This window comes from Acinetobacter sp. F16, from assembly GCF_052712855.1.
Genome location: NZ_JBRATK010000002.1, coordinates 171,137 through 188,591, shown reverse-complemented (window position 1 = coordinate 188,591; position 17,455 = coordinate 171,137). Strand labels below are relative to the sequence as shown.

The window sequence follows — 17,455 nt, the reverse complement described above, 5'->3', positions numbered from 1 at the left end:
TACAAACTAAACTCTACTTCTTCAAGTCACATTTCAAAAAATTCCGATATTTTTAATCAATCATCTATTTTTTAAACGATTTCCGGCTTTATTGCGCCCCTTTGCCCGCTTTTTTCGACAGTTGCTCGTGTGAAATGTGCGGCTTCCCTGTAAAATTGGAATTGAAAACACAATATTGCAATCATTTTCGTGCAGTATCCTGCTGCATGACTTATGCTAATCCTATCTTCTGACATGAAGCCAAAGACATTATGAAAAATTGGGTCGATCCTGAAGCCAAGGCTGAAGCCGAACGTTATGACAATCCTATTCCAAGCCGTATTCTCATTTCAGAAACGATTGAAAAATTACAAGCACCACAATCTCATGCAGATTTAGTGGAATACTTTAATATTGCAGATGAAAGAAGTATAGAAGCACTCAGCCATCGTTTAAGTGCCATGGTACGTGATGGCCAGCTGATGAAAGATGGATTCAAGTTCCTGCTTGCCACCAGCCAGCCGACTCATGAAGCAACGGTATACATCAACTCGAAAGGTTTAGGCACTGCCAACATTTCCGGTCATGATGATATTTTATTGCCTGAACGTGAACTGCGTCTGGTCTTTAATGGTGACCGCGTTAAAGTGCGTCAGACTTCGGTTGACCGTAAAGGTAAACCTTGGGGTTTTATTACTGAAGTTGTACAGCATCGTGTAAAACAGATTATTGGTAAAGTTGCGGTTTATGACAACGAATACTTTATTCAACCTGCCAATCCAAATGCACATCAGCCAATTACCCTAGAAAAAGAACTGATTGAGCATGCCCAAGTCAAAGTTGGTGATTCGGTTCGTGTTGCCATTGATGACTACCCGACCCGTGAAGAGTTGCCTACAGGACACATCGTGCAGTCGATGGCGGACAAGGCCGACACTGAAATCATTATTCCGCAAACCATTTTAGAATTTGGCTTGCCATATGAGTTTCCTGAAGAAGTGGTTCGTGAAGCAGAAAGCTTTAAGGAACCGAACGAACAGGATATTCAGGGCCGTGTCGATTTACGTGATTTAGCCTTGGTGACCATTGATGGTGAAGATGCGCGCGACTTTGACGATGCTGTGTATGCAGAAAAACGTCCAGGTGGCGGTTACCGTGTGGTGGTAGCCATTGCCGACGTCAGTCATTACGTGCGTAATGACCATCCTCTGGATGAGGAAGCACAAGAACGTGGCACTTCGGTGTATTTCCCGCACTTTGTTTTGCCGATGTTGCCTGAAGCACTTTCCAATGGTCTGTGCTCGCTCAATCCACACGTAGACCGTCTATGTATGGTGTGTGATTTGACCTTGTCCCGTGCGGGTAAGGTCACCGGCTTCCAGTTCTATCCATCGGTAATGCATTCAAAAGCACGCTTAACCTATACTCAGGTTGCGCAATATTTTGATGGCGAAAGCGATGCGATTCCTGACGACCGCAGTGTGCATAAGTCATTGAATACCCTGTTCCAGCTTTATCAGATTCTCAAAGGTTTACGCTCGCAGCGTCATGCGATGGAATTCGAAACCGTCGAAACCTATATGACTTTTGATGAATTAGGCGGGATTAATGAAATTCTGCCGCGTTCACGCAATGAAGCGCATAAACTGATTGAAGAATGTATGTTGCTGGCCAATGTGGCAGCAGCAGAATATGCCTTAGAAAATGACATTCCAATGTTGTACCGTGTGCATGAGCCACCTGAATTTTCACGTATCCAGAAAGTTCGTGAATATGTGAAATTGCTGGGCTTGCCATTCCCGGAACAGCCGACCCAAAAAGATTACCAGGCGGTGATTGATGCGACCAAAGACCGTATTGATGCGCCAAGTATTCATGCGGTGTTGTTACGTTCAATGATGCAGGCCTATTACGGCGCAAACAACGCCGGGCATTTTGGTTTGGCTTATGATGCCTATACGCACTTCACTTCACCAATTCGTCGTTACCCTGACTTGTTGTTGCACCGTGCCATCAAAGCGCATTTAAAACAAAAGCCTTTTGCGCTTTCAGGTGCCGCTTTAGATGATGCCGGTGAGCATTTCTCTCAAACTGAACGACGTGCGGATGAAGCATCTCGCTCTGTGACCACTTGGTTGAAATGTCACTATATGCAGCAGCATTTAGGTGAAGAATTCGTGGGCATCATCAGTGCAGTTGCTGAATTTGGTTTATTCGTCACCCTCAAAGACCTCTATGTCGATGGCATGATTCACGTCAGCCAATTGGGCGATGACTTCTTTGTTTATGATCAAGCCAGCCAAAGCCTGGTCGGCCAAAGTCGTGGTCAAACCTTTAGTCTGGGCGATGAAGTCAAAATTAAAGTGGCAGCCGTGAATCTGGAAGATCGCAAGATTGACTTTGAACTGTTGCAACAAATGACCCATGCCGGTCGTGTGATTCGTAGCCGAGCACCGCGTGTTGCCAAAACGACAGCGCAAGAAGAGGTGTATAAGCCTCGCGCTAAAGCTGTGGTCAGTGACGATGGTGAACAGCCGATTCGCAAGAAGAAGCCAAAAACCAAGTCAGATTCTTTTGCTAAAAAGTCAGACAAAAAGCCTGCGGCTAAATCTGACCTAAAAGCCAAAGAGAAAGATAAATTGAAGAAAAAGTCTAAGCCGAAAAAGAAAAAGGCCAATGCGAAACCTAAAATAGAGTAGCTTTTAAAAATTAAGCCCTACTTCGGTAGGGCTTTTTTATTGATTAGTGACATTCATAGCTATTTGCTGACTTAAAATAAAGCTAGACCTTGATTTCCTTATGCCTAAGCCCTACATCTACTATTAAGTTTATAAATGATATGGCGTATAGAAATGACTTTAGAAAAGGCGACTTTGCCTGTTCCCCAATTTGATCAAATTCAACTTGCAGATTTAAAACAACAGATTGAACAAGCCATTCAACAAGGACAAAACTTTCTAACAAATTTAACTGAAGTTCCTGACAATATTCAGGCACAACAGGCCGTATTGGATCAAGTCGATACCCTTGAAAATAATATGAGTGAATCTTGGGGGGTGCTGTCACATCTCAATGCGGTGATGAACAATGCAGAAACCCGCGAACTCTATCAATCCCTGCTGCCTGCTTTAAGCGAATACTATACCCAACTGGGTCAACACACGGTGCTGTATCAAACCTATCAACATGTACATGATGCGCCCCAGTTTAATAGCTTGCCTGCAGCACACCAAAGTGCGATTAAACTCGCACTACGTGACTTTAAACTTTCAGGGGTGGCTTTAGAAGGCGAAGCCAAAACACGTTATGCGGAAATTTCTGCACGTTTATCTCAGCTTTCATCCGACTTCTCCAATCATGTGCTTGATGCAACCCAAGCCTACTTCAAACCACTGAGTGAGGAACAACTCAAAGGCTTACCACAAAGCAGCGTCGAGCTATTAAAGCAGTATGGTCAGCAACGTGAACTTGAACAGGCGGTTGCCACTTTAGATATTCCTTCTTATCTTGCGATCATGACCTATGCAGATGACCGTGCCTTACGCGAGGAGTTGTATAAGGCCTACACCACACGTGCCTCAGATCAGTCTGAGCATACAGAATTTGATAACACCAAAGTTATCGAAGAAATTTTAAGCCTGCGTCATGAAATGGCACAATTACTTGGCTTTAAAAACTATGCGGAGCTTTCACTGGCCAGCAAAATGGCGCCTGATGTCGAAACTGTCGATAAATTCCTGGTCGACTTGGCCGAACATGCCCGTGCACCTGCAACGCAAGAAATTGCCGAACTTAAAGCCATTGCATCTCAAGACGGTGTTCAGGAGTTACAACCTTGGGATACAGGCTACTATTCTGAAAAGCTCAAAGTTCAGCAATTCAATTTATCGCAAGAATCATTAAAACCCTACTTCCCTGCACCAAAAATTCTGCAAGGCCTGTTCAGTATTGTGAACCGTCTTTACGGCATCAACATTGTGGAACGTGATGCTCCAGTTTGGCATCCCGATGCACGCTATTTTGAACTGGAAGATCAAGGCAAGGTGGTGGGCGGTTTTTACTTTGACCTGTACGCCCGCAGCGGCAAACGTGGTGGCGCCTGGATGAGCGGCTTCCGTTCACGCATGCAAACCAAAGATGGCTTGCAAAAACCGATTTGCTACATGGTGTGTAACTTCACTCCTGCAGTCGGTGATCAACCTGCCCTGCTGACTCATGATGAAGTAAATACCTTATTCCATGAATTTGGCCATGGCTTGCATCATATGTTGACCGAAGTCGACCATATTGCAGTAGCAGGAACGCACGGCGTCGATTGGGATGCGGTCGAGCTGCCAAGTCAGTTTATGGAATTCTGGACTTGGGATACTGACAGTCTGGATCTGCTCAGTGAACACATCGAAAGTAAACAACATCTTCCTCAAGACTTGCTCAAATCTTTACTTGATGCCCGTTTCTTCCAGTCGGGTATGCAGACCTTGCGTCAAATTGAATTTGCCTTGTTTGACCTGTCGATTCACAAGCACAGCTCCGCTTTAAATGCAGAACAGGTCCAAGCCACCCTGAATGATATCCGTCAAAAATATGCGGTCGCACCAACGGCAAGTTATAACCGTTTTCAGCATAGTTTTAGCCATATTTTTGCCGGTGGCTATGCTGCGGGTTATTACTCGTATAAATGGGCGGAAGTTTTGGCCAGTGATGCCTTTGATCGTTTCGAACAGGAAGGAATTTTTAATGTTCAGACCGGAAAAGAATTTCGTCAATTTATTCTAGCAGTTGGCGGAAAAGATACAGCACTTGATGCGTTTATCAATTTCCGCGGACGCGAGCCAAAAATAGATGCTTTATTACGTCATCAAGGTTGGACGAACCCCTCTAAAAACGCTTAAACTAGGCATCTTAGATTGATCAGAAGGTAAGTAGGATGGCTATTAAACGTCGTTTCATTGCAGGTGCAAAATGTCCTAAATGTGAAGCGCTAGATAGAGTTGTCATGCTTAGCTCTGGCGAAGATGAATGGATTGAATGTGTCGAGTGCGGTTATACAGAAAACCGCCCGACGCATATTGATGAACCACAAATGCCGGAAGTACCGGATGAAGTTGGCGTCATTCAATTCAAACCTCGTCAGCCAAAATAAAAACAGGTTCAACACATGACGTTAGATCAAAGAAATAGCCCAAAACTTTTATTGGGCATTACTGGGGGCTTGGTTGTAATCATTATGCTTTTTTTGGCATATCAATGGTTTTTTGCGACCTCAAATGAAGTACTTCCTGAACATGAAGCAACAAGCTTAAATATGCCGGCAAAACCTTCGGCTTCTGCTGAAGTCAAACCGGCTGAACCCGAAGTTACGACAGATGAAAAAACCCTTCAATTGGTCGATGAAAAAATTCTAAAGGCAGCTGTTCCAGAGAATGAATCATTAGCCAAAGAAGAAGTGGCTAAACTTGCAGATATTCAAACGCAATTGAAGGATCAGGAAACCCTGCTAAAAGCACAACATGCAGATGCCGACGACTTAGTTGCACTAAAAGAAGAGCAAATTAAATTACTCGAAGCTCAACTGGCCCAAAAACACTAATTTTATTATTGAGGATTCAGCTAAAATATCAGCAAATATTCTAGCTGACTTTTTTCATGCCTCTAGTTACAAGCAATCGCAACTTATTTAAAGCGCTTGCTTTACTTACCTGCTCTGCTTTTCTGTTTTCCTTGATGGGTGTCTGTATTCGTTATGCATCGCATACGGTCGACAATCCCACTATTGTCTTTTTCCGCAATTTTGTCGGTTTATTCATTTTCCTTCCGCTCATTTTTAAGCAAGGGACAAGATTTTTTAAAACTGAAAAAATCTGGATGCATACTTGGCGTGCAGTCATTGGACTAATTGCGATGTATGGCTTCTTCTATGCCATTGCACATTTAAAGCTGTCTAATGCTATGGTATTTACTTATTCCTCCCCGATTTTTATTCCGTTGATTGCCTGGCTATTCCTCAAAGAAAAAATCACCAAATCCATGTTTCTTGCTGCAGCGATTGGTTTAATCGGTGTGATATTTTTCGCCAAGCCGGATGCAGGCATGTTTAATCAAATGTCGGTGATTGGGCTGGGTGCAAGCTTTTTGGCCGCCATGGCATTTGTCACTGTTCGAGCATTGACCAGTACCGAGTCGCCTGAAAAAATCGTGTTCTATTTCTGCTTGATCGGCACACTTATTTCCATGGTGCCGATGTTTTGGCTATGGCGACCTTACTCATGGACTGAACTCGGTTTCCTGATTTGTGCCGGCTTACTGGCGAATATCAGCCAAATCTTCATGTCGAATGCCTATAAACTTGCACCAGCAGCACAGATTGGACCGGTGAATTATATTGCGATTATCTTTGCCGGTATCTGGGGTTTCATGTTCTGGCGAGAAATGCCGGATCAATACAGTTTGATGGGTTTTGCACTGATTCTTACAGCGATTGTGCTGTGTAGCCCTTTAGTACAAAAACGCTCAGCACAATAAGTAAAAATAACCTGCCATCAAAAAAGCACCCGAAGGTGCTTTTTTGTTATCGCTTAAAAATTATTGATACCAGCCGAACAGCTTAAACACATAGGGAAGATAAGCGATGATCAACATGGCAGGTAGCATCACGATCATGGGTAAAATCCAGCGTTCATAGCGATAGTAGAAGGATAGATGACGAACTTCTGCATCCGCTTCGGCTACCTCGGCATCGCCAATAGACTGCCGGGCCAGAAGATGGTTGAGCGCTACAGGCGGTGTAACATAGCCAAGCTCAAAACCAATCAGGGTAATCATCCAGAAATGTACAGGATGAATACCGTATTGATAGGCCACCGGAGCCACCGTAGCAGAAATCAGAATGACTGCGCCAAATGGGTCCATAATCATGCCCACGAAGACCATCAGCCCGACAATCAAAGTAATCACCAGAATAGTGCTGCTGATATCCGTCGGGAAAGCCTCCATGACTTGCATACGCTCAAGTAAACCACCTACGCTAACGGAAAGCGCCATTAAGATTACCAAAGCACCAATATGCCCCACTGTTTCACTGGTAGAAATATGCAGCGATTTCCAGAATCCGACCTCCCGCAAACTTTCTCCGTAAGTAGAACGTTTTACCCCATGGTCTACTGCCAGTTCTTTGCTCTGCTGCGTATTATGCTCTGCTTCACGGTATTCAGCATTTGCTGCCGCACCCGAAGTCGCCAATGCAGGCGTTGATCCCGAATTTAGTTGGGCAGTCAGGGTTTCATCCCAATGTCCCACGGGTGGTAAAGGTGCAGGTTCGTGGCGTAACTTGTCAAAAAGCACAACCAGTAACAGAATGACTGGCATCATGACAGGTGCAGTAAATTCATTCAGATCGGTTGATAATGCGTATTTGTAGAACAACCAGATCAGGATAAAAATCACCACATAAGGAATAATGGCAACAAAAGCACGGGCAGATTGAGGTGCCGCCACACCAGGTGCTGCAATACGGAATTTAGTCTCGGCCAGGAACAGCGAAATGACCAGAAATAACGTTGAAGTGATTAGAAATACATATACACCATACTGATACAGCAAGTCGGTCGTGACTTCCTTGTTCAGAGAAGCAACCACTACAATCAATAGACATGGACGTAACACCACCCCCAGAGAACCGGACATCGCTGTTGCTGCCAGTGCAAACTGACGGCGCCCACCCGCATTCCAGACTTCCTTATAGATAATCGCACCTGCTGCGATCACAAAAATTCCCGACGCTCCGGTATAGGCTGTTGGCAATGCAGCTGCCACCAGGATCAACCAAGTCAAGGTTTCAGGTGCCAGATTCCATGGACGCAAGATATTCAGGAACATATCCACGACACGGGTCTGTTTCAGCAACATACCGGCCCAGATAAACAATGCCAGATTCAGGAAAATGCTCGAAAATTCTACCAACTGACCGAGGTAAATCCCTTGACCCATAGGGTAATCCATCAAGAAGGTAAAATTAATCCCGGTAATGATGGCCATATAACCATAGAGCGGCACACTCAAAAAGGCCATCCCAAAGCTACCGCCCTGTTGTGTCGGTTTGGGCTGCTTGAATATTTGATACAGGCTGATCAAGGTCAACGTACTGAACAGAATCATCCACAACCAGTAAATATACTTCATGTCTCCGATCGGGACGCCAGAATTCAGCATCGACATATATTGGCTATAAGATGAAAATGCCAAGAAAGCATTAGCGACCAGCATTACTATGGAATAAACTTTAAAGTCGATACGCGTTGAAGGACTACGCAAACCGATATGGTGGGTTTTCAACGTCGTACTGATCGCTGCGAATACCACCATGATGACCAGTAACAAGGCACGGTTTTCAGTACCGAACTTGAATACGCCAAAGAAAGATGTTTCAAAAGTACGATATGCGCGAATACTCGGATGAGCCTGAGTATGGGCAACCGCTTTATCATAAAACTGGTAAGACTCTTCACAAACCTGTTGAGCCTGTAATATCGCAGCACGAACATCAGCCTCTGAACGTACACCGAAAAAATCAGCATATTCATCGGCTGCATCGGCTTTCATCTGCTGCTGGACCTTGTTATCCACATTGACATTACGTTCACAGGTTGGAGAGCTCGGCTCAGCACGTAGAAATGAATATTGCATGCCAGTGGCCGGATCACCATACAGACGTTCACCCATGCGTAACAACTGACCATGAATCATCTCACCAGTACCGATGATGAGTGTTAGCAAAAGCAATAATAGAATGACAAAAGTCGAAATCCACTCTGTCCATATATAACGTAACAGACCTAATCCTGATCTATTATTTTCATCATTTTGCATGTGCATTCCTATTTTTTATTTTGGTCATTGCAACAGGTTCAGCAATACCCATTTTCCTTTTTTGAATAGAAAATATCCTTTCTCTATTCAATCTCTTTATTGTTATGAACAAATTTGCATCAATTCTGTATTAATGAAAATGACAATATGCATTTTCTTTTATGTTTTAAATGTCAATTTCATTCCCATTCAAAGAAATAATCCCATAATATATAGAACATTGCGATAACGACTCCGCCAATTACCCCTAATAAATGTGCTTCCACCAACACCGGACTGCCAATGAGTTCAGCTGTCCCTACACTGCCAATGGTATTTTCCCAAATCAATTTGGCCAGAATAAGTAACAGGACAAATGCCGCGAAATTACGCTCTTTCTTATATAACAAATGTACGCATGCAACTGTGACATAAGCACCATGCAAGACCCCAGACAAGCCTGCATAGGCTTCAATATCAGGAAAGAAATAGTAAAAACAGAGACTAATAAACAATGGAAGCAAAACAAGCAAAGCAGCAAAGTGCCAGACTTTAACCCGGGGAAAAATAAAAGGTAAACAGGCAAAAGCCAGCATGTTCAGCGCATAATGGATCCATCCTACATGTACCCAATGTCCGCTCCAGAGACGCCAAAATTCTTGAAATAAGCCTGCTTGCCAATAAATAAATGAATCTACAAAAACTTGAAGGCATGCCGAAAAAGACACCACAATTGCAATAAAAACAATTTTCCGCATGAGAAATTGGTCTTTCATTGGCATGCCCTCTATTTTAAAAATGACTGATCAAAGATTAAAATCATCCATTCAGGCCAATTAAAATGCTCTTTTAACTGGACTCAACTTAAGATTGAGCAGTGACATCTTCATTAAATAAATCATCGAGTTCTGCGGTATTCTCTTGATCATCCCAGAAGCGCTGCATACCATCATCGCTGGTACGGATACCGGTATGTTCTGTCCAATAACGGTCTGAAATACCCTGCACCATATTCTGCGACATACTATCGACCAGCTTAAACTGTGGATTTACAGGTTTTTCTTCTGAACGTGAAGCCGCAAATGTTTTTAGTGCATCACGAATTTTGGCATCATCACCACTGGCTTGCGCAGCAACGGCATACAGGGCATGTGACAGACGCACCCCTTTTTGCTCACCTAATTGCACCGATTCTTTTAAGGTCTGATAAGGATCAGGTTTTCCATCTCCCGCACCCGGCAATAGCGTCCAAATCACAGCACGGGCTGCATTTGGTGCACCCCAGAATTTGGCATTGTCTAAACAGGTCATGCCACGTTCAACCACTGCCGCAATGTCTTTTGGCACATTGATTGCGCCGCCAGAATTGATGTCATTGGTCATGGCTTGCAAGCCGCTAATCATCCCCATCAAATAGACGGTTTGATCCAGATCACTTTTCATTTTCGGGCAACCTTCGCCCAGTTTCTTGTTATATTTTGCTGCCCAACGATTTTCAAGCAGCTGGTAACCTGCATATTGACGCTGTGCAGCAATCGCCGCCCAGCGTTTTTGTTCTATACGGGCATCTTGGGCTTCTGAAACTTGACCCGCTTTAGAGGCACGTAGATAACGCAACTCTGATTCGAGCGCCTGATTTTCAGCACAAATTCCAGATGAAGCATATAAAAGAACGGCAATACGTGTTGGATCTGCACCCATATCCTTGGTTGACATAATGGCCGGGGTTAATGCATTCCCCGAATTACACGCCATATCAGCATCATCCATCGCTAAAATAGGCGGTACAATATGTTTCTCACTAAAACCCAGTGCGACATTGGCGCCTGTTTTAACCACTTGAGAACAACCTGATAATAAAGAACTTGCAACTGCAATAACTGCCATACCCTGGCATATTTTTTGGACTCTCGACATTTTCCTGTCCTCTATAATTGTGTTTATGTCCATAGCAACTAAACATATCAGATGCGAAATCTGAATAAAAGAGTATTTACTCTAATCAGATCAGCTACTTTGCCATGAAATAAAGTCTGGAAAATTGACTGGATTGAATGAAATTATAATTTTTGGGCAAAAAAAAGTAGCACTGCGACGGTTCGGCACATGCTACTTATCAAGAGGTTAAAGCCTAACGGCTTTCATGTTGTGCAAATTGATCCTTCAGCACCGTTCCTAGTCGTCCAATAACAATTGCCAAAACAATCGCTACTACCAGAAACATCCAAGTTGGAATCATCATCATGTTTCCTCATTTGCTGTTGGTAGATTTAATGTACATTTAGCGTAAATAATTAACGGGATAAATTGTCTGACAATTGCAATATTTCATCATTTTGTATTCACCCTGTCTTACAAAGATCAATTTTAAATATTTAAATTATTGATTAATAATACTTTAATTAACTATTCAAATATAGGATTGTCTAACAATCATATCAGTTTTGCCAGTTTCTTTAAGGCTTTCCACTGCTGTAGTGGCAGTTGATCGATCCAGATCAGTAGTGGTTTTTCCTGAAAATGCTGGAAATAAACCACAATATAAAGTTGATGATCAATAATATGACTGATAGAAACACGTTTGATGGACGAGGATTTTGTACTTGAAAGTGACCATTCTCGGGCATCAAGATGCTCAAAACACATCGGTTGAGGTACTTTCAAACCATAAACATAGGCAATCACGCCCAACAGAACTACAATCAACCACAACCACGGCTGTAAAAGTTGCTGCAAAAGCACAATCATCAGGGTAAAAATAATCAACTGAAACACAAAGGCCAAACGGCTGCGTTTCAGCTGAAAAGACCGGTTAGCCATGGACGTAATGTTTCAGCTTAACAATTAGATCTTTCATTTCAGGACGTGGCGGTTCAGATACTTCCATAAACCAATCGAGTAAATCTGGATCTTCTTGTGCCACCAACTCTGCAAACACTTGTTTTTCCGCCGCATCAGCATTCAAATAATAATTTTTTACGTAGGGATCAAAGTACACATCTATTTCTTTTAGACCGCGACGGGCACGATAAATTACTTTGCGTTCTTCCAAGCTCATTTCTTCACTCATAGCATTCCCCAATAGTCTCAAATTTTTGCTAGTTTACCCTATCATTGCCGCATGTTTCGAGCCATTTCCTGCAATTGACCAAATTCATCATTTGCTCCAAATATTTGAGCATTCAGCACATTGTCGCGTGCTGATGGATCTTTTACTTTCTATACAACAATAACTCTGAAAATGGACAGAATAAAAATGCAATCAGCTGCAATTCGCCCCATAGCCAATATGCTAGCGCGTAATCTATTTACAGCAGAGCATGAGGCATTTCGTGAAACCGTGCGCAAGTTTTATGAAAAAGAAGTGGTCCCCAATATAGAAAAATATGAGCAGCAACAGCATGTTGACCGTGAGTTATGGAACAAAGCCGGTGCAGTGGGACTGCTCTGCGCAACCATGCCAGAACAGTATGGTGGTTCGGGTGTAAACCGGCTATACAGCATGATTTTGATTGAGGAACAGGCCTATGCAATGGATTCATCCACCGGCTTTTCTCTGCACTCGGATATTGTTGCTAACTACCTCAATAATTTTGGTAATGAACAACAAAAACAGCAATGGTTACCGAAAATGGCAACCGGGGAAGTCGTTACCGCAATTGCCATGACTGAACCCGGCACAGGATCAGACCTGCAAGCAGTACGAACGACTGCCGTTTTGGATGGTGACGACTATGTGATTAATGGCTCGAAAATCTTTATTACCAATGGTTATTTATGCGATATGGTCATTGTGGTCTGCAAAACTGGCAGTGGCGATAAGGGTTCTGCCAATTTATCCTTACTCATGGTTGAAGCAGATCGGGCAGGTTTTAACAAAGGCAAACCACTGGATAAGATTGGCATGAAAGGACAAGATACCTGTGAATTATTTTTTGACAATGTTCGGGTACCTAAAGAAAATTTGCTTGGTATCCAAGGCATGGGTTTTATGATGCTGATGAAAGAATTGGCTTGGGAACGCATGCTGGTTGCCATCATCTGTCAGGCCGGTGCAGAAGCCGCTTTCGCTCATACCGTGCAATATACCAAAAAGCGCCGAGCCTTTGGCAAACCGATCAGCGCTTTTCAAAATACCCGTTTTAAACTTGCCGAATTACGTACCGAAATAGATTTCTGTCGTGCTTATTTAGACCGCTGTATGGAATTACAGCTTGAAGAAAAACTTGGCATTGATGCTGCTGCTGCTGCGAAATACAAAATTTCCGAAATGTTCTCTAAAGTTGTCGATGAATGCCTGCAATTGCATGGTGGTTATGGTTATATGATGGAATACCCGATTGCGCGCGCCTATATCGATAACCGTGCCAACCGGATCTATGCAGGCACCAATGAAATCATGAAAGAGTTAATTTCGCGATCTCTCTAAATAAATTAAAATAAGTAAATTAAAAAAGGAGCCTAAAGCTCCTTTTTATCTAGAATTGGAATTAAGAAACTAATTTAGGCTTGGACGAAACTTGAGTATTGCGCTTTTGAAATTTCAGTACACTATCTTCAAATCTGGCATTTTTTAATGTTTTACGATCAGCCAGATAATTATTGGTTACATTCCAAGGCGCATGTTTACCTTGTTTCGGCATGACATCCGCTGCACGTGCAATATAACCTGAAGATAGACTCCCCATTACGGTATCTTCCATCAATTCAGTCTGATCACCTTGCGCAATCACCTGGTCATAGCCGTTCTTGTCCATATAATTAATCAGACGACAAATATAATCAGCCGCAATATCGACTTTAAGTGTCCAGGACGCGTTGATATAACCAATGATCATTGCCATATTCGGCACATCGCTGACCATAATCCCCTGATACAACATATGTTTAGAGGTATCCATAGGTTTTCCGTCAATGGTCGCTTTAATACCGCCTAAAATTTGAATCTGCAAACCTGTCGCCGAAACAATAATGTCTGCATCCAAATGCTGGCCTGATTTCAGCTGAATACCGGTTTCAGTAAACTTCTCAATTTGATCCGTTTCTACACTCGCCTTGCCTGAGCGTAAAATCTTGAATAAGTCCCCATCAGGTACGACACACAGGCGTTGATCCCATGGATTATAAGAAGGTGTAAAGTGCTTCATATCCACTTTACCCTTGAGCTGCATCTCAATGGATTTGAGTAACAGTTTACGTAGCAATTTCGGCTGTTTTTGGGCAAGCGCATAAATCCCACGTTGCATCCCGATATTACGTGCACGCGTCAGCTTGTAAGCAAGCGCTTCAGGCAAGACCTTACGCATTTTGTCATACACAAAATCAATCGATGGAACAGAAGCGATATAAGTTGGGGAACGTTGCAGCATGGTGACATGTGCTGCTCCGCCTTTTGCCATTGCAGGCACCAGGGTAATGGCGGTTGCACCACTGCCAATAATCACCACTTTTTTATCTTTATAGTCGAAGTTTTCTGGCCAATGTTGCGGGTGAATGAGCTGACCTTTAAATGCGGTTTGGTTTGGAAAATCTGGTTGGAAACCTTGGTCATAATTGTAATAACCGGTACAGCCTAGTACAAAATTAGCAATCCAGGTCTGTTGTTTTTGATTTGCATCTTCAATCTGCACCATCCACTTACTGATAGAAGAATCATAATTAGCAGACACTACCCGATGCTTGAAATGAATTTTATTTTTTAAGTTATATTCATCAACAACTTCTGATAAATAACCTTTAATGGATGCCCCATCTGCAAGAACATTGGCTTTTTGCCACGGTTTAAAATTAAAACCAAAAGTCGACATATCAGAGTCTGAACGAATTCCGGGATATTTAAATAAATCCCAAGTTCCACCAAAACTTTCACGACGTTCAATAATATCAAATTGACGTTGCGGACAATTCTTTGAAAGGTGTGCAGCCAGACCAATACCTGAAATACCTGCGCCCACAATCAAAATATCAATGTGCTTTTCCATGTTCTTTTTATAACCTTGTTGAACTTTATTTTATTAAACCATAAATCTGACAATACACAATGTCAAGTTTAAATAAATCTGACAAAAAATATATCAGTTCAGGACAAAATCCAAAATTGTCCATCAATAAAAATCATCAGGCATAAAAAAAGACCGGTGAAACACCGGTCTTTTTCCGAACAACTGAAGTTCTTTTTGCGAAATTATTTAACTTCGCGATCTACTAGCTCAACGTAAGCCATCGGTGCAGCATCACCTGCACGGAAGCCCGCTTTAAGAACACGTAGATAGCCGCCGTTACGTTCTTTATAACGAGGGCCAAGAACTGTAAATAATTTACCTACAGTTGCAGCTGAACGAGTACGAGCAAACGCCAAACGACGGTTTGCTACAGAATCGACTTTAGCTAAAGTGATTAAAGGCTCAGCAACACGACGTAATTCTTTTGCTTTAGGAACAGTAGTTTTAATTAACTCATGTTCGAACAAAGAATTAGCCATGTTTTGGAACATCGCTTTACGATGACTGCTTGTACGGCCTAATTTCACACCACTATTACGATGACGCATGGTGATAGTCCTACTTAATTAACGGCTACGATAAGCAAAGCGATCGTCCATGCGGAGGCTAGCCGGTGGCCAGTTCTCTAAACGCATGCCCAATTGCAAGCCTTTCGATGCCAGAACATCTTTGATTTCAGTTAACGATTTTTTACCTAAGTTAGGAGTTTTTAACAACTCAACTTCAGTACGTTGAACCAAATCACCGATGTAGTAAATATTTTCTGCTTTCAAACAGTTAGCAGAACGAACAGTAAGCTCTAGATCATCTACTGGACGAAGCAAGATTGGATCCACTTCTTCGCGAGGCTCTTGAGCAACAGGAGCTTGATCTTTCTGAAGATCAACAAAAATTGCAATTTGTTGTTGCAAGATTGTTGCCGCTTTGCGGATCGCTTCTTCTGGATCAACTGTACCATTGGTTTCAAGGTCAATGATCAATTTATCAAGGTCAGTACGTTGTTCTACACGAGCATTTTCAACTGTGTAAGACACGCGCTTGATTGGGCTATAAGAAGCATCTAACTGTAAACGACCCACTGGGCGAGTTTCGCCTTCTGGGAAACGTGAGTCAGAAGTCTCATAACCACGGCCTTGAGAAACTTTCAGGCGCATTTTTAATGAGCCTGAAGCACTTAACGTGCCGATCAAATGCTCAGGGTTTACCACTTCAACATTATGAGGTAAACGAAGATCAGCGGCTGTTACGTCGCCAGGACCTTGTTTTTCTAATGTCAAATATGCTTCGTTTTGATCGAACAGCTTAATCGACAATCCTTTTAGGTTCAGCAAGAGCTCGACGATGTCCTGCTGCAAGCCTTCCAAGGTACTGTACTCGTGCTCAACCCCTTCTATTTCAACTTCAACCACAGCAGCGCCAGGTAAAGAAGAAAGAAGGATACGACGTAAAGCATTACCCAAAGTATGACCAAAGCCACGCTCTAAGGGTTCTAGAATCACTTTTGCCGAGGTCCCGCTAGCCGCTTCGACCTTGATCGCTTGCGGAGTTAGAAACTCATTTGCAGTACGCGTCATTATTGCTACCTCAAGGGATTATTTAGAATACAATTCTACAATCAAGCTTTCATTGATTTCAGCAGGTAAATCAGAACGATCCGGTGCAGCTTTAAACGTACCTTCCAATTTAGAATGGTCAACTTCCATCCAAGAAGGAATACCACGTTGAGTAGCTAACTCGATTGCGCCTTTAATACGCAATTGTTGTTTAGCACCTTCGTGAACTGCAACCACGTCACCCGCTTTAACTTGGATTGAAGCGATGTTAACGCGACGACCATTTAAAGTGATTGAACGGTGAGATACAAGCTGACGAGCTTCTGCACGTGTAGAACCAAAACCCATGCGATAAACGACGTTATCAAGACGGCTTTCGAGCAATTTCAACAAGTTTTCACCTGTTGCGCCTTTAACACGAGCAGCTTCTTTATAGTAATTACTAAATTGACGTTCTAACACACCATACGTACGACGTACTTTTTGTTTTTCACGTAATTGTAGTGAGTACTCAGATTGTTTACTACCACGAGCCCCGCCATGTTGGCCAGGAGCTTTAGCATGTTTTTTAGTTTTTACATCAAACGGTTTAACGCCTGATTTAAGTTGCAGGTCTGTCCCTTCGCGGCGAGAGAGTTTGCATTTTGGACCAATATAACGAGCCATGAATGTTTCTCCTTACACGCGACGTTTTTTAGGTGGACGACAACCGTTGTGCGGGATTGGCGTCACATCGGTAATGCTGTTAATTTTATAACCCACTGCACCTAAAGCACGAACCGCAGATTCACGACCAGGACCAGGACCTTTTACAAGGACGTCCAAGTTTTTCAAACCGTAATCTAAAGCAGCTTTACCAGCAACTTCAGCAGCTACCTGAGCAGCGAACGGTGTTGATTTACGTGATCCACGGAAGCCTTGTCCACCTGAAGTGGCCCAAGCCAATGCATTACCTTGACGATCGGTAATAGTAACAATGGTGTTATTAAAAGAAGCGTGAATGTGTGCAACACCTTCAGAGACGGTACGAGTGACCTTCTTGCGTGTGCGAGTATCTTTAGCCATCTTTTAGCTTCC

The 17,455-nt window shown here is 42.9% G+C and carries 16 protein-coding genes; 6 read left to right on the top strand and 10 right to left on the bottom strand.

Features of this window, described 5'->3' with window-relative positions:
- Positions 1-251: 251 nt before the first annotated feature.
- The 5 genes from rnr to ACU0NF_RS02175 all read left to right on the top strand — a co-directional run bounded on the left by rnr (position 252) and on the right by ACU0NF_RS02175 (position 6,501).
- Entirely contained in the window at positions 252-2,678 is a 2,427-nt protein-coding gene (gene rnr, locus ACU0NF_RS02195) for a ribonuclease R (RefSeq protein ID WP_445659984.1), read from the top strand.
- A 138-nt stretch (positions 2,679-2,816) separates the two neighbouring features.
- Positions 2,817-4,871: a M3 family metallopeptidase gene (locus ACU0NF_RS02190; protein WP_445660008.1), complete on the top strand. Its 2,055-nt coding sequence runs from the start codon at positions 2,817-2,819 to the stop codon at positions 4,869-4,871.
- Between the two features lie 41 nt (positions 4,872-4,912).
- The gene (locus ACU0NF_RS02185; protein ID WP_171458602.1) at positions 4,913-5,122 is read left to right on the top strand and encodes a YheV family putative zinc ribbon protein; all 210 of its coding nucleotides are present in this window, start codon (positions 4,913-4,915) and stop codon (positions 5,120-5,122) included.
- Between the two features lie 15 nt (positions 5,123-5,137).
- Entirely contained in the window at positions 5,138-5,569 is a 432-nt protein-coding gene (locus ACU0NF_RS02180) for a hypothetical protein (RefSeq protein ID WP_445659983.1), read from the top strand.
- A gap of 56 nt (positions 5,570-5,625) precedes the next feature.
- Positions 5,626-6,501 (top strand): DMT family transporter, encoded by an 876-nt coding sequence (locus ACU0NF_RS02175; protein WP_445659982.1) that lies wholly within the window; start codon positions 5,626-5,628, stop codon positions 6,499-6,501.
- Positions 6,502-6,561: 60 nt separating this feature from the next.
- Here the strand turns inward: ACU0NF_RS02175 and ACU0NF_RS02170 are convergent, their stop codons facing one another.
- The 5 genes from ACU0NF_RS02170 to ACU0NF_RS02150 form a co-directional block, all read right to left on the bottom strand.
- Positions 6,562-8,844: a TRAP transporter large permease subunit gene (locus ACU0NF_RS02170; protein ID WP_445659981.1), complete on the bottom strand. Its 2,283-nt coding sequence runs from the start codon at positions 8,842-8,844 to the stop codon at positions 6,562-6,564.
- 179 nt (positions 8,845-9,023) lie between these two features.
- Positions 9,024-9,599: a rhombosortase gene (gene rrtA / locus ACU0NF_RS02165; RefSeq protein WP_445659980.1), complete on the bottom strand. Its 576-nt coding sequence runs from the start codon at positions 9,597-9,599 to the stop codon at positions 9,024-9,026.
- A gap of 88 nt (positions 9,600-9,687) precedes the next feature.
- Positions 9,688-10,740: a hypothetical protein gene (locus ACU0NF_RS02160; protein WP_445659979.1), complete on the bottom strand. Its 1,053-nt coding sequence runs from the start codon at positions 10,738-10,740 to the stop codon at positions 9,688-9,690.
- Positions 10,741-11,256: 516 nt separating this feature from the next.
- The gene (locus tag ACU0NF_RS02155; RefSeq protein WP_445659978.1) at positions 11,257-11,643 is read right to left on the bottom strand and encodes a hypothetical protein; all 387 of its coding nucleotides are present in this window, start codon (positions 11,641-11,643) and stop codon (positions 11,257-11,259) included.
- Complete coding sequence (locus tag ACU0NF_RS02150; protein WP_445659977.1) at positions 11,636-11,893, bottom strand: FAD assembly factor SdhE; 258 nt, start codon at positions 11,891-11,893, stop codon at positions 11,636-11,638. Before ACU0NF_RS02150 ends, ACU0NF_RS02155 begins: the two co-directional genes overlap by 8 nt.
- A gap of 186 nt (positions 11,894-12,079) precedes the next feature.
- Between ACU0NF_RS02150 and ACU0NF_RS02145 the strand changes: the two genes are divergently transcribed.
- Positions 12,080-13,252 (top strand): acyl-CoA dehydrogenase family protein, encoded by a 1,173-nt coding sequence (locus tag ACU0NF_RS02145; RefSeq protein ID WP_445659976.1) that lies wholly within the window; start codon positions 12,080-12,082, stop codon positions 13,250-13,252.
- 61 nt (positions 13,253-13,313) lie between these two features.
- Here ACU0NF_RS02145 and ACU0NF_RS02140 read toward each other — a convergent pair whose 3' ends face one another.
- The 5 genes from ACU0NF_RS02140 to rpsK all read right to left on the bottom strand — a co-directional run bounded on the left by ACU0NF_RS02140 (position 13,314) and on the right by rpsK (position 17,443).
- Positions 13,314-14,804, bottom strand: a complete 1,491-nt coding sequence (locus ACU0NF_RS02140; protein ID WP_445659975.1) for a flavin-containing monooxygenase — start codon at positions 14,802-14,804, stop codon at positions 13,314-13,316.
- A gap of 203 nt (positions 14,805-15,007) precedes the next feature.
- Positions 15,008-15,373 carry a 50S ribosomal protein L17 gene (rplQ, locus tag ACU0NF_RS02135; RefSeq protein WP_067726622.1) on the bottom strand — a complete coding sequence of 122 codons (366 nt, stop codon included), beginning with the start codon at positions 15,371-15,373 and terminating at the stop codon, positions 15,008-15,010.
- Between the two features lie 18 nt (positions 15,374-15,391).
- Entirely contained in the window at positions 15,392-16,399 is a 1,008-nt protein-coding gene (locus ACU0NF_RS02130) for a DNA-directed RNA polymerase subunit alpha (RefSeq protein WP_004650465.1), read from the bottom strand.
- Positions 16,400-16,417: 18 nt separating this feature from the next.
- Positions 16,418-17,044 carry a 30S ribosomal protein S4 gene (gene rpsD, locus ACU0NF_RS02125; protein WP_131269171.1) on the bottom strand — a complete coding sequence of 209 codons (627 nt, stop codon included), beginning with the start codon at positions 17,042-17,044 and terminating at the stop codon, positions 16,418-16,420.
- A 12-nt stretch (positions 17,045-17,056) separates the two neighbouring features.
- Positions 17,057-17,443, bottom strand: coding sequence for a 30S ribosomal protein S11 (rpsK, locus tag ACU0NF_RS02120; RefSeq protein ID WP_001040166.1), 387 nt, complete (start codon positions 17,441-17,443; stop codon positions 17,057-17,059).
- Between the last annotated feature and the right edge of the window lie 12 nt (positions 17,444-17,455).

Bases quoted from the DNA above. Each gene is read 5' to 3' on its own strand.
- rnr (WP_445659984.1), top strand. From the start codon at position 252: ATGAAAAATTGGGTCGATCCTGAAGCCAAGGCTGAAGCCGAACGTTAT.
- ACU0NF_RS02180 (WP_445659983.1), top strand. From the start codon at position 5,138: ATGACGTTAGATCAAAGAAATAGCCCAAAACTTTTATTGGGCATTACT.
- ACU0NF_RS02175 (WP_445659982.1), top strand. From the start codon at position 5,626: ATGCCTCTAGTTACAAGCAATCGCAACTTATTTAAAGCGCTTGCTTTA.
- ACU0NF_RS02170 (WP_445659981.1), bottom strand. From the start codon at position 8,844: ATGCAAAATGATGAAAATAATAGATCAGGATTAGGTCTGTTACGTTAT.
- rrtA (WP_445659980.1), bottom strand. From the start codon at position 9,599: ATGAAAGACCAATTTCTCATGCGGAAAATTGTTTTTATTGCAATTGTG.
- ACU0NF_RS02160 (WP_445659979.1), bottom strand. From the start codon at position 10,740: ATGTCGAGAGTCCAAAAAATATGCCAGGGTATGGCAGTTATTGCAGTT.
- ACU0NF_RS02155 (WP_445659978.1), bottom strand. From the start codon at position 11,643: ATGGCTAACCGGTCTTTTCAGCTGAAACGCAGCCGTTTGGCCTTTGTG.
- ACU0NF_RS02150 (WP_445659977.1), bottom strand. From the start codon at position 11,893: ATGAGTGAAGAAATGAGCTTGGAAGAACGCAAAGTAATTTATCGTGCC.
- ACU0NF_RS02145 (WP_445659976.1), top strand. From the start codon at position 12,080: ATGCAATCAGCTGCAATTCGCCCCATAGCCAATATGCTAGCGCGTAAT.
- ACU0NF_RS02140 (WP_445659975.1), bottom strand. From the start codon at position 14,804: ATGGAAAAGCACATTGATATTTTGATTGTGGGCGCAGGTATTTCAGGT.
- rplQ (WP_067726622.1), bottom strand. From the start codon at position 15,373: ATGCGTCATCGTAATAGTGGTGTGAAATTAGGCCGTACAAGCAGTCAT.
- ACU0NF_RS02130 (WP_004650465.1), bottom strand. From the start codon at position 16,399: ATGACGCGTACTGCAAATGAGTTTCTAACTCCGCAAGCGATCAAGGTC.
- rpsD (WP_131269171.1), bottom strand. From the start codon at position 17,044: ATGGCTCGTTATATTGGTCCAAAATGCAAACTCTCTCGCCGCGAAGGG.
- rpsK (WP_001040166.1), bottom strand. From the start codon at position 17,443: ATGGCTAAAGATACTCGCACACGCAAGAAGGTCACTCGTACCGTCTCT.